Raw genomic sequence first — 12,043 nt, forward strand, 5'->3', positions numbered from 1 at the left:
ACGTCAGGTGTCCCGAAAGTGGCTTTCGCGACACGATCGCCGGGGTATCGCGCAGGTCGAGTGGGTCGTGAGAAACAAGTTCGAGATCTTCTCCAATCCGGGCCGCGAGTGGTTCCGAACGTCCGAGTGGGTGGGTGTGCACCGCAAAGACGAGAGGAACCACTCGTGTTCGGAAAGCCCTTCGTTCGTACCCTGATCTCCCGCAGCGCGGAGAACCGCACGGATCGCCGCCGGTTCCTGAAGGCCGCAGGCGCGGCGGGGCTCGGTGTCGTCGGCGCGACCTACCTCGGCGTTCAGGCCACTTCGTCCGCTTCGGCCACGGGTGACGCCGCTGCCGCCGAGGGTGCTCCCAGCGACGCGGCCGTCCTCAACTTCGCGCTCAACCTGGAGTACCTCGAAGCCGAGTTCTACTCCTTCGCCGTCCATGGCCGCGGGCTGCCGGACGACCTCACCGGTGGTGCCGGGACCCAGGGCGGCGTCGCCGGCGGCAAGAAGGTGATGTTCCACGACAAGGCGCTGCACCAGTTCGCGAAGGAGATCGCGGGCGACGAGGTCGCACACGTCAAATTCCTGCGCGGCGCCTTGGGCGAGGCCGCGGTGTCGCGGCCCGAGATCGACCTCAAGGACAGCTTCACCGCCGCGGCCAAGGCGGCCGGGCTGATCAGCGGGTACCAGCAGTTCGACCCGTTCGCCAACGAGAAGAACTTCCTGCTCGCGGCGTTCCTGTTCGAGGACGTCGGCGTGACGGCCTACAAGGGCGCCGCCCCGCTGATCACCAACAAGACGTTCCTCGACGCGGCCGCCGGCATCCTGGCCGCCGAGGCCTACCACGCCGCCACCATCCGGACCGCGCTGTTCGACCGGGAACTCGGCGACGCGGCCGCCAAGATCTCCAACGCGCGCGACGCCCTCGACGGTCCCGGCGACGACGACCAGGGTGTCCTGCTCGGCAACCAGGCCAACATCGTGCCGACCGACCACAACGGCATCTGCTTCGGCCGCGGCGCCGACCGGGTGCTGAACGTCGTCTACCTGAACCCGGGCGCGGTGAAGGAGGGCGGATTCTTCCCCAAGGGCGTCAACGGCGACATCGTCGCCAGCGGCGGCGCGTGATCCCCCCTCTCGTGTCGCCGTTTCCCGGTACCGTCGGGGGTCGGCGACACGAGGAGGGGGTTCGCGGTGAAGGCAGTGATCATCGGCGGCGGCATCTCCGGCACGGTGACCGCGATGGCGTTGCGACGGGCCGGGATCGAGGCGAGCGTCCACGAGGCGTACTCGTCCGGCGGCGAGGACGCGGGCGCGTTCCTGACGATCATGCACAACGGCATGGACGCCCTGCGCGCGATCGGCGCCGAGGCACCGGTGATCGACAACTCCTTCGGCGCGTCGGGCTTGGAACTCGTGACGCCGGACGGGCGGACCGTCGAACGACGTTCCTTCGACATCGACGGTCTCGCCGGGCCGCGCACGATGACGCGAGCGTCGCTTTACCACGCGCTGCAGGAGGAGGTGATCTCACGCGGGATCACCTTCGAACGCGGGAAGCGGCTGGTTTCCGCCTCGCCGGGGATCGCCAGGTTCGAGGACGGTTCCGTGGCCGAGGGCGACATCCTCATCGGCGCCGACGGCCTGCGGTCGGTCGTCCGGACGATCATCGACCCGGACTGCCCGCCGCCGCGTTCGACGGGGCTCGACGTCGTCTACGGCTACACGACCGACACGAGCATCCCGCAGGCGCCTTCCCTCTATCGGATGATCCAGAGCCTGCACGCCTTCTTCGGCTACACGAGCACGCCCGACGGCTCGACGTACTGGTTCGCGCGGCTCCCCACGGCCGAGGGAGTGCGCTCCGGCCTGACTCCGGCCGAATGGCGCTCGGCCGCTTTCGCCGCCTTCGACGGGGAACCGTTGCCCGCCGCGGAAATCATCCAGTCCACCGGAGACGACGTCTTCGGCGGACATTCCTACGACGTGCCCTCGACACCGGTGTGGTTCAACTCGACGATGGTGCTCGTCGGCGACGCGGCGCACGCGGCGTCGCCCGCCGCCGGGCAGGGTGCGTCGATGGCGCTGGAGGACAGTGTCGTGCTGGCCCAGTGCTTGCGGGATCTTCCTGACGCGCCAACGGCTTTCGCGGCCTACGAGCGGCTGCGGCGGGCGCGGGTGGAGGAGCTGGTGGCCAGCAGCGCGGCGGTGTCTTCGGGCACGATTACCGATCGGGACCGGAACTGGCTTTATCGGCACCACATCGAGTGGGACGAGACCATTCGCGTTTAGCCGACTGACTGCGAGCGCCAAGCGCGTGAAGGCCCCCTTCCCTCGGCTCAGCCGAGGGAAGGGGGCCTTCACGCGCGAAAGGCTACTTCTTGTACAGGGCCTCGATGTCGGTCGCGTAGTTCTTGTTCACGATGTTGCGCTTCAGCTTCAGGCTCGGCGTGATCTCCCCGCCCGCCTCGGTGAAGTCCTTCGAGAGGATCGTGAACTTCTTGATCGCCTCGGCCTGCGACACCGCGCTGTTGGCCTGGTCCACGGCCGTCTGGATCTCGGCGCGCAGTTCGGCGTCGTCGGCCAGATCGGACACCGAGGCGTCGGAAGGCTTGCCGTGCTGCGACTTCCACGAGGGGAAGTACTCCTCGTCGATGGTGATCAGCGCGCCGATGAACGGCCGCTGGTCGCCGACGACCATCGCCTGGCTGACCAGCGGGCTGGCCTTGATGGTGTCCTCGAGCCCGGACGGGGCGACGTTCTTGCCGCCCGCGGTGACGATGATCTCCTTCTTGCGCCCGGTGATCTTGAGGAAGCCGTCGTTGTCCAGTTCGCCGAGGTCGCCGGTGTGGAACCAGCCGTCCTCCAGCGCTTCGGCGGTCGCCTGGGCGTTGTTGAAGTAGCCGCCGAACACGACGTCGCCCTTCAACAGGATCTCGCCGTCTTCGGCGATCCGGACCGACGTGCCGGCGACCGGGCGGCCCACGGTGCCGACGCGGAACCCGTCCTGCGTGCCGACGCAGGCCGCCGCGGAGGTCTCGGTCAGGCCGTAGCCCTCGAACACCGGGACGCCGATGCCGCGGAAGAAATGCGCCAGCCGCACGCCGAGCGGGGCACCGCCGGACACCGCGGCGACGCACCGGCCGCCGAGGGCCGCGCGGAGCTTGCTGAAGACCAGCTTGTCGAACAGCGCGTGCTTGACCTTGAGCCCCAGCCCGGCACCGCCGGTGTCCTGGGCCTGGCTGTACGCGACCGCGGTGGCTTCGGCGGCGTCGAAGATCTTGCCCTTGCCGTCGCCGTGCGCCTTCTGCTTCGCGCCGTTGTAGACCTTCTCGAACACCCGCGGCACCGCGACGACGAACGTCGGCCGGAAGGTGCCGAGGTCGGCGACGAGGTTCTTGACGTCCGAGGTGTGCCCGAGGGTCACCCGCGCGCTGAGCGCGGTCACCGCGATGGCGCGGGCGAGGACGTGCGCGAGCGGCAGGAACACCAGCAGCGAGTTGCCCTGCTCCATCAGCTGCGGGAACGCGGCGATGTCGGCGCGGATCTCGGCGAGGAGGTTCCGGTGGGTCAGCTCGACGCCCTTGGGGCGGCCGGTCGTGCCCGAGGTGTACACGATCGTGGCCAGGTCGCCGGCCTTCACCGTGCGGCGGCGCTCGTGCAGGTCGTCGTCGCTCAGCTCGGCGCCCTGCTCGGTGAGCTGGTCGACGGCGCCAGCCTCGATCTGCCAGGTGTGCTCGAGCCCGTCGAGGCGGCCCTTCACGGACTCCAGCGTCGCGAGGTGTTCGTCGGTCTCGACGAACACGGCCTTCGCGGCCGAGTCCGAGAGGATCCAGTGGACCTGCTCGGCCGACGAGGTGTCGTAGATCGGGACGGTGACCGCGCCGGCGGCCCAGATCGCGAAGTCGATCAGGGTCCATTCGTAGCGGGTCTTGGACATGAGCCCGACCCGGTCGCCCGGTGCGATGCCCGCCTGGGCCATTCCCTTGGCCACGGCCAGAACCTGGGCGGCGAAGTCTTTGGCGGTGACGTCCAACCAGGTACCGTCGACCTGGCGGCGGAAACTCACGACATCGGAGAACCGCTCGGCGTTCGCCCAGACGACGTCGGCGAGATTCTCGTCGTCGGTCACCGGATTGGCGGCGGGGGCGCTGTATTCGCGCACGAGGAACCTCCGTGTTCGCGTGCAAGTGGTGTGACCGGTGTTACCCGCCAGTCAACTTAGCGTGCCGTGCACCTTAAGACCATGCTGACGAATCGGCCATACCCAGGGCATGACATTCTGCCGCTGTGAACCAGGCGCCGCCAGCTCTCGACATCGTCGACGAGACCTTCCTCGTGGTCCCGCCCTCCACCGTGGCCGCCGCTTTCGCCGATCCGCGATCTTGGTCACGTTACTGGCCGGACCTCGTCCTGGAGGTCTACACCGACCGCGGGGAACAGGGATTGCGCTGGACCGTGCGCGGTGCCTTGATCGGTACCATGGAGGTCTGGCTCGAGCCGGTGCTCGACGGCACCTTGCTGCACTACTTCCTGCGCGCCACCCCCGCCGGTCCCGACGGGGAGCCGGTCGGCCTGGCGCCGCGGGAGCTGCGCCGCGAGTTCGACCGCCGCGCCCGTGCCGCCAAGGCGATCGCGCTCGGGCTCAAAGAGGTCCTGGAGGACGGGCGGGAGCCCGGGGTCGGTCCCCGGGGCGAGTAGGTACGGGGAGCACAGGGGAGAACATGCGGGTTCACGTGGTGTCGGACGTGCACGGCAACGCCGACGCGCTCAAACGCGCGGGTGACGGCGCCGACGCGCTGATCGTCCTGGGCGACCTGCTGGACTTCGTCGACTACCGCGAGCACGACAAGGGCATCATGGGCGCGCTGTTCGGCGCCGAGAAGGTCGGCGAGTTCGCGCGGCTGCGGCGTGAGGGCACTCGTGATGAGACCGTTGCCTTCTCGCGATCGTTGTGGGCCACTTTGGCCGATCCCGCCGCCGCCGTCGGCGAGGCGATCCACGACCAGTACGGCGTCCTGTTCGGCGCGCTGACCGCGCCGACGTTCGCGACCCCCGGCAACGTCGACGACCCCTCGCTGTGGCCCGAGTTCGCCGGCGACGGCATCACCGTCCTCGACGGCGAGGTCGCCGAGTTCGGCGGCCTGCGGTTCGGGTTCATCGGCGGCGCGCTGCTCCCGCCGAACGTGGTCCCGCGCCGCAATGGCTTCTGGCGGCCGTACCTGCGCACCCGCGAGGAGTACGACGCCGCGGTCGCCGGGCTGGAGAAGGTCGACGTCCTGTGCACCCACATCCCGCCCGCCGTCTCGGAGCTGACCTACGACGTGATCGCGCGGCGGTCCGAGATCGGCTCGGCGGCGCTGGTGGACCTCATCCGCGAGCAGCAGCCGCGCTGGTCGGTCTTCGGGCACGTCCACCAGCCGCTGATCCCGCGGACGAGGCTCGGCAGGACCGAATGCCGTAACGTCGGTCACTTCAAAGAGACCGCACAGCCGTACGTGCTTCGCTGGTGACGGTCGGTCCCGGCTAGAGCCTGTTCGTCGGGCGCGCGCTGCCGGATTCGAGCAGCCGGGCCGAGGCTCCGGCACGATGCTCGCCTTACGCCGATCGGCGGCCCGCCTCCTCGAATCCGGGCCTTCGGCGAAAAGAAAACGCGCGCGTGTGGTCACCCGCCCGCCCGGGAACCGCACGACACGCTCTAGGCTTCACTCCATGGCCGAGCAGTCCACGCAATCCATCGAGGTCGACGCCGAGCCCGAGCGGGTCATGGCCGTCATCGCCGACTTTCCCGCGTACCCGGAATGGGCCAAGGCCGTCCGGGAGACCGAGGTGCTCGGCGAGGACGCCGACGGTCGCGCCAAGCAGGTGAAACTCACCCTCGACGCCGGGCCCATCAAGGACGTCTACACCCTCGAATACGACTGGGACGCCGACGGCCACGGAGTCAGCTGGCACCTGGTCAAGGGGCAGATGCAGAAGGCCCAGAACGGCCGCTACGCCCTCGAAGCGCTGGGCGCCGGACGCACCAAGGTGACGTATACGCTGTCCGTCGAGCTGGCGCTGCCGATGATCGGGCTGCTGCGCCGCAAGGCCGAGAAGATGGTCATGGACACCGCGCTCAAGGAGCTCAAGAAGCGCGCTGAAGCATCCTGAGTCGAAGGGTAGGCATGCGGATCCTGCTGTTCACCGGCAAGGGGGGTGTCGGCAAGACCACGCTGGCCGCGGCGACGGCGGCGGCACTGGCCGGGCGGGGCAGGAAGACGCTCGTGGTCTCGACCGACCCGGCGCATTCCCTCGGTGACGCCTTCGGCCGACGGCTCGGCGGCGAACCGTCCGAAGTGGACACGCTGCTCCACGCCGCCCAGATCGACACCCGAGGCCTCGTCGACAGCACCTGGCGCGAACTCCGGCGGGAACTGCAGGCGGCGCTCGCGGGAGTGGGCCTCGACTCGCTCGACGCCGAAGAACTCACCGTGGTGCCCGGCGTCGACGAACTCCTCGCCCTCACCGAGGTCCAGCGCCTCGCCGAGCACGGTCCCTGGGAGACGGTCGTCGTGGACTGCGGGCCGACCGCGGAAACCCTGCGCCTGCTGGCCTTGCCCGAAGCCGTCTCGGGTTACCTGTCGAGGATGTTCAAACCCGGCGCGCGGCGGACGGCGTCCGCGGTGCGGCGGCTCGGCGCGCATCTGGAGTCGCTGCGCACGCTGCTGACCGATCCGGCCACCACCACCGTGCGGCTCGTGCTGACGCCGGAACGCGTCGTCGTCGCCGAAGCCCGTCGCACCCTCAGTTCCCTTGCCCTGCGCGGAATCGGCGTCGACGGGCTGATCGTCAACCGGCTCATGCCCGCGCCGGGGTTCTGGCGCGGCGCCGCGGCCACGTGGATGCGGACCCGGCGCACCCAGCAGAACGCCGTCCTCGCCGAACTCGCCGAGGCGGGTTTCGGGCCGGGACAGGTGAAACCCGTCGAGCATCGAGCCGTCGAGCCGGTGGGGATCGAGGCGTTGCAGGAAATCGCGTACGAACTCTATCAAGGGCTGGATCCCTTGGCAGGAAACGAAAAAGGTGTCACCCCGCTGCTGCAGGTGTCCGAATCGGACGGCGGCTACGAGCTGCGTATCGCGGTGCCGTTGCATCGCGATTCCGAAGTGGACCTGGCCAGAGTGGACGATGATCTCGCCGTCACCGTCGACGGTTTCCGGCGGCTGATCGCGCTGCCGGAGATGTTGCGCCCGTGCCGGATCACCGGTGCGGAATCCGACGCGCACGGCCTGGTCGTGAGCCTGGCCGGGAACCGGGGACCCGGGTGAGCGAGAACAACGAGTACACCGGATCGAAGCCGCTCGAACTGGCCGAAGAGATCCGCCTCCTGGTCGAATTGGTCGTCGAGCACGCCGCACCGTGGCTGGAGGGCCTGATCTCCGCCGGGCACGGCTGCACCGACCACGATGCCGACGGTTGGTGCCCGCTTTGCGCGATCGTCGGGGTCTTCCGAGGGGAACGGCCCGAGTTCGTGGCACGCCTGATGGAGCAGGCCGCCCAGCTCGTCGCGTTGCTGCGGGCGGTGCTCGCCGACCGCTGGGAACCCGAGGCCGGCGTGCACATGCCGGGGTTCCAGCCTGCGCGGAAGGAGCCCGCGGCCGAAGATGTCCCGATGGGAGCTTCGCGGGTCCAGCACATCACGGTGACCAGGCGCGACGCTTGGCAGCCGGACCGGGAGAAGTGAGTTGCTGACGGTAGGCGTGGACGTCGGGGGCACGAGCGTGCGTGCCGGCGTGGTGGACGAGCACGGCTCGCTGATGGACACGGCCAGGGTCGGGACACCCAGCGGGGAGGACGCGCTCGAAGACGCCATCTCCGGGGTCGTCGAAGACCTCCGCAACCGGCACGACGTGTCGGGCGTCGGGCTCGCGGTCGCCGGGTTCGTCGCGAAGGACCGGCGGACGGTGATGTTCGCGCCGCATCTGTCCTGGCGTGCCGCGCCCGTGGCCGAGCGCATCGAAAAGCGGGTCGGCCTGCCGGTGACCCTGGAACACGACGTGAACGCCGCCGCGGTCGGCGAATACCGCTTCGGGGCCGCCCGCGGCGCTCATGTCGCCGCGCTGATCGCCCTCGGTACCGGGATCGGCGCGGGACTCCTGCTCGACGGCGAGATCTACCGGGGCGCGTACGGCGTCGCGCCGGAACTCGGGCATCTGACCGTCGTCCCCGGCGGCAGGCCCTGCCCATGCGGGAAGTACGGCTGCTGGGAGCGGTACTGCAGCGGGACGGCGCTGGCGGCGACGGCGGTGGAACTCCTCGCGCGGCATCCCGGCCGGTCGACCGTGCTGGCGCGGGAGACCAGGGGAGATCCCGGCTCGGTCACCGGCCGCCGGGTCGCCGGGGCCGCCCGCGACGGCGACCCGATCGCCCAGCGTGCGATGACCGAGCTGGCGAAGTGGCTGGCCGAGGGGCTGGCGCTGGTCGCCGACGTCTTCGACCCCGAGCTCATCGTGATCGGCGGCGGCGTGTCCGAATCGGCTCCGCTGTTCCTCGACGAGGCCCGCGAACACTACGCGGGCAAGATCACCGGCGCCGGGCACCGTCCGCTGGCGCGGATCAGGGCCGCGCACCAGGGCGACGATTCGGCGATCGTGGGCGCCGCCGCGCTCGCCGTCGACGCGGCGAAGGCTCCCGGTGCCGAGATCGGTGTGACACGCTGAAGCCGTGACCCGGCAAGACGGCAACGGCTTCGTGAAGTGCGACTTCGGGCATCTTCACTGGGGTTTGAACGGCGCGGCGGGGTTGCTGCTGTCCGATCCCGTACGCGGTGTCCTGCTGCAGCGGCGGGCCTGGTGGGTCCACCATGGACGCACCTGGGCGCTGCCAGGGGGTGCCGTCGAGGCGGGGGAGAGCCCGCGTCAGGCCGCCACCCGTGAGGCGCACGAGGAGGCCGACATCCCGCCCGCCCGGGTCCGTCCGCTGGCCGCGTCGCACGTCGACCACGGGAACTGGCGTTACACCACGGTCCTGGCCGCGCCGATCGGCCCGCTTTCGGCCAGGGTGAAGAGCGCGGAGAGCGCGGAACTGCGATGGGTACGCGCGGGCGAGGTGGCGGGCTTCCGGCTGCATCGCGACTTCGCGGCGGCGTGGCCGGGATTGAGGGAACACTTGGATCGCGGGCTGGTACTGGTGGTCGACGGCGCGAACGTCGTCGGATCGCGGCCGGACGGCTGGTGGCGAGACCGGCGCGGCGCCGCGGAACGGTTGCGGGACAAGCTCGCGACCTTGTCCGAGACCGGGCTCGCCGACCCGGCGCTGCCCGGGGGCGGCGGATGGTCGTGGTGGCCGAAGGTCGTGCTGGTCGTCGAGGGCAAGGCACGGGGAGTCGAGCCGGTGCCGGGCGTCGAGGTCGTCGAGGCGGAGGGCGAAGGTGACGACAAGATCGTCGCCGTCGCGCGTGAAGCCCGTGCCGCGGGCCCGGACGACCACGTCGTCGTGGTGACCGCCGATCGAGAGCTGCGTTCCCGTGTCGAGGCCTTGGGGGCTTCGACCTTCGGCCCGGGCACTCTTCTGGGACACCTCGGCTAAGGGCGAGCGATCTTCCCGTTCCGCATCTCCGAGATGAGCGAAGCGACGACCGCGCGAAGGCTGCCGTTGTACTGCTTCGCCACCGCGCGCTGACGCAGGTAGCTGGGCCCGTAGGCCAGGATGGTCTCCACCGACCGCAGTTCGTCGACGCAGTCGAGGCGCCGGGCCACCGGTTCGAGCCGGTCCAGCAGGTCGTAGGTGTCGTCGGTGACGAGCCGCTCGTTGCCCGCCGCGTCGAGGATGACGATCGCGTCGACGCCGTACCGCGCCGCGCGCCACTTGTTCTCCTGGACATGCCACGGTGGCAGCATCGGCAGGATCTCGCCGTCGTCGAGGCGCGCGCTGAAGTCGTCGACCAGGCATTGGGTCAGCGCGGAGATCGCGCCGACCTCCTCCAGCGTCGGGAGCCCGTCGCACACCCGCATCTCGATCGTCCCGAAATGCGGGGCGGGCCGGATGTCCCATCGGATCTCGGAGAAGTGGTCGATCACGCCCGTGGTGAACATGTCGTCGACGTAGCTCTCCAGTTCGGTCCACTTCCGGAACTGGAACGGCAGCCCGGCCGTCGGCAGCTGCTGGAACATCAAGGCCCGGTTCGACGCGTACCCGGTGTCCTCCGCTCCCCAGTACGGCGAAGACGCCGAAAGCGCTTGCAGATGCGGCGCGTATTTGAGCAGGGCGTCGAGGATCGGCAGGACCTTGTCCCGGTGGTCGACGCCGACGTGCACATGGACGCCGTAGATCAGCATCTGCCGTCCCCACCACTGGGTCCGGTCGATGAGCTTGGCGTAGCGCTCCTTGTCGGTGACCTTCTGCTGGTACCACGTCGAGAACGGATGCGACCCGGCGGAGAACAGCTCGACGCCCAGCGGGTCCAGCACCGAATGCACCAGGTCGAGCGAGGTGTTCAGATCGGCCTTGACCTCGGCGATCGTGTCGCAGATCCCGCTGATCACCTCGATGGTGTTGAGCAGCAGTTCCTGTTTGATCTTCGGATGCTCCTCCTCACCGTCGGGACGGACGGCGTCGAGCACCTGTTCCGCGACCGACGAGAGCTCACCGGTCCGCCGGTCGACGAGGGCGAGTTCCCATTCCGCGCCGACCGTCGACCGGCGCGAGGGAGTGAAGTCGATCTTCATCTGCCGAATTGTCCGGTAGCTCAGACCTGGGCGCCGTTGTTCGGATCCGCGCCGGGCGGCGGCCCCTGGCGGACCCGCAGCAGGAGCAGGGCGATCGCGGTCGCGAGGGCGAGGATCCCGAGCGGGGTGCCGAGCCGGGTGCCCATGCCGATCAGGGTGGGCGCGATCAGGAGCAGCAGGCCGAGCAGGAAGAACAGCAGGACGATGAACGCGCCCTTGCGCGGACGCGGCAGGGGAGGCGGCTCGGGCGGCACGAAGTGGCCCTCGTCGTCGCTCGACCCGGCGGGGTCGTCCTCGAAGAGGGTCTTGTCCCAGCTGGTGCCGCCGCCGCGCCAGCCCGGTTCGGGTTCGGCGTCCGACGGCTCGGGCCGGGGTGCCTTCTCGGCGGGCTTCTCGGCCGTCTTCTCCAGGTCGTCTTCCGGGAACAGGCCGACACCCTCCGCGCGGAGGTCGGCCACGATCTCGGCGAACGTCGCGTCGACGTCCTCCGGCCCGTCCTTGCCTCTGCTCATCCGGCGTCCACCTGTCCCGCCCGGCGCACGGACCGGGCGAAGTCCACCGTACGCGTGAAGATCAGGCCTGCGTCGTGGTCTTGGGTGGCGACGTGGAAGCTGTTCTCCAGCACCACCTCGGTCACGTCGTCGCTGCCGATCCCGTCCAGGATCACCCGGGAGTTGACCGGCTCCACGATGTGGTCGACGGCCGAGTGGAGCAGGAGCACCGGCTGGGTCACCTTGCGCAGATCCGCGCGGGTGAGTTTCCACAGCTTCGCCAGGCTCGCCGCGGCGCGCACGGGCGTCCGCGAGTAGGCCAGCTCGGTCTCGCCCGGCTTCGCGATGTCGTTGGCCACGCCCGGAACCGAGGGCAGGATCCTCGACAGGACGGGCAGCAGCTTGGCGTCCCAGCGCAGGGTCAGGACCGACGGGTTCACCAGCACGATGCCGTCGATCCGGTCGCCGAACTCCTCGGCCAGCCGCAGCGTCAGCGTCCCGCCCATCGACATCCCGGCGACGAACACCGTCTCGCAGGTCGAGAAGAGCGCCAGCAGCTCTTCGCGGACCGCGCCGTACCAGTCCTCCCAGCCTGTCCGGTTCATGTCCTGCCACCGGGTCCCGTGGCCGGGGAGCAGCGGGCAGCGCACCGTGTAACCGGCTTCGGCCAGATGGTCGCCCCACGGCCGCATACTCGCGGGAGTGCCGGTGAATCCGTGGCACAGCAGGAACCCTGCTTCGGTCGAACCGGTGTGAGCGAACGGTTCCGCGCCGGCGAGGACGGCCATGCGATCGCCTTCCGTGAGAGCTGGGTAGGTCTACTATGTTCGCACGACCGGAGCGGCTTGTGGGGCCCCG

The 12,043-nt window shown here is 69.8% G+C and carries 13 protein-coding genes; 9 read left to right on the forward strand and 4 right to left on the reverse strand.

What is annotated here, in order from left to right:
- Nucleotides 1-165 precede the first annotated feature (165 nt).
- Nucleotides 166-1,113 (forward strand): ferritin-like domain-containing protein, encoded by a 948-nt coding sequence (locus tag ACIBTM_RS33435; protein ID WP_395881136.1) that lies wholly within the window; start codon nt 166-168, stop codon nt 1,111-1,113.
- Nucleotides 1,114-1,179: 66 nt separating this feature from the next.
- Entirely contained in the window at nt 1,180-2,277 is a 1,098-nt protein-coding gene (locus ACIBTM_RS33440) for an FAD-dependent oxidoreductase (RefSeq protein WP_395881137.1), read from the forward strand.
- A gap of 82 nt (nt 2,278-2,359) precedes the next feature.
- Here the strand turns inward: ACIBTM_RS33440 and ACIBTM_RS33445 are convergent, their stop codons facing one another.
- Complete coding sequence (locus ACIBTM_RS33445; RefSeq protein WP_395881138.1) at nt 2,360-4,150, reverse strand: AMP-dependent synthetase/ligase; 1,791 nt, start codon at nt 4,148-4,150, stop codon at nt 2,360-2,362.
- A gap of 125 nt (nt 4,151-4,275) precedes the next feature.
- Between ACIBTM_RS33445 and ACIBTM_RS33450 the strand changes: the two genes are divergently transcribed.
- The 7 genes from ACIBTM_RS33450 (at nt 4,276) to ACIBTM_RS33480 (ending at nt 9,555) form a co-directional block, all read left to right on the forward strand.
- Nucleotides 4,276-4,686, forward strand: coding sequence for a polyketide cyclase / dehydrase and lipid transport (locus ACIBTM_RS33450; RefSeq protein ID WP_395881139.1), 411 nt, complete (start codon nt 4,276-4,278; stop codon nt 4,684-4,686).
- A gap of 23 nt (nt 4,687-4,709) precedes the next feature.
- Complete coding sequence (locus ACIBTM_RS33455; protein WP_395881140.1) at nt 4,710-5,498, forward strand: metallophosphoesterase; 789 nt, start codon at nt 4,710-4,712, stop codon at nt 5,496-5,498.
- A gap of 199 nt (nt 5,499-5,697) precedes the next feature.
- A complete protein-coding gene (locus tag ACIBTM_RS33460; RefSeq protein ID WP_125688204.1) occupies nt 5,698-6,138 on the forward strand; it encodes an SRPBCC family protein in 441 nt (146 codons plus the stop codon).
- A gap of 14 nt (nt 6,139-6,152) precedes the next feature.
- Nucleotides 6,153-7,295, forward strand: coding sequence for an ArsA family ATPase (locus ACIBTM_RS33465; RefSeq protein WP_395881141.1), 1,143 nt, complete (start codon nt 6,153-6,155; stop codon nt 7,293-7,295).
- Nucleotides 7,292-7,711 carry a hypothetical protein gene (locus tag ACIBTM_RS33470; RefSeq protein ID WP_395881142.1) on the forward strand — a complete coding sequence of 140 codons (420 nt, stop codon included), beginning with the start codon at nt 7,292-7,294 and terminating at the stop codon, nt 7,709-7,711. The genes ACIBTM_RS33465 and ACIBTM_RS33470 overlap by 4 nt, the downstream gene beginning before the upstream one ends.
- A gap of 16 nt (nt 7,712-7,727) precedes the next feature.
- Entirely contained in the window at nt 7,728-8,687 is a 960-nt protein-coding gene (locus tag ACIBTM_RS33475; RefSeq protein ID WP_395881302.1) for an ROK family protein, read from the forward strand.
- Nucleotides 8,688-8,691: 4 nt separating this feature from the next.
- Entirely contained in the window at nt 8,692-9,555 is an 864-nt protein-coding gene (locus ACIBTM_RS33480; protein ID WP_395881143.1) for an NUDIX domain-containing protein, read from the forward strand.
- On the opposite strand, the gene ACIBTM_RS33485 is transcribed toward ACIBTM_RS33480, so the two are convergent.
- Genes ACIBTM_RS33485 through ACIBTM_RS33495 form a run of 3 tightly spaced genes read right to left on the reverse strand, consistent with a single transcriptional unit; the run spans nt 9,552 to nt 11,973 of the window.
- A complete protein-coding gene (locus ACIBTM_RS33485; protein WP_395881144.1) occupies nt 9,552-10,694 on the reverse strand; it encodes a glutamate--cysteine ligase in 1,143 nt (380 codons plus the stop codon). The genes ACIBTM_RS33480 and ACIBTM_RS33485 overlap by 4 nt on opposite strands.
- Before the next feature lie 20 nt (nt 10,695-10,714).
- Nucleotides 10,715-11,206, reverse strand: coding sequence for a hypothetical protein (locus ACIBTM_RS33490; protein WP_395881145.1), 492 nt, complete (start codon nt 11,204-11,206; stop codon nt 10,715-10,717).
- Nucleotides 11,203-11,973, reverse strand: coding sequence for an alpha/beta hydrolase (locus tag ACIBTM_RS33495; protein WP_395881146.1), 771 nt, complete (start codon nt 11,971-11,973; stop codon nt 11,203-11,205). The genes ACIBTM_RS33490 and ACIBTM_RS33495 overlap by 4 nt, the downstream gene beginning before the upstream one ends.
- Between the last annotated feature and the right edge of the window lie 70 nt (nt 11,974-12,043).

It is taken from the genome of Amycolatopsis sp. NPDC049868, from assembly GCF_044461365.1.
GTDB lineage: Bacteria > Actinomycetota > Actinomycetes > Mycobacteriales > Pseudonocardiaceae > Amycolatopsis.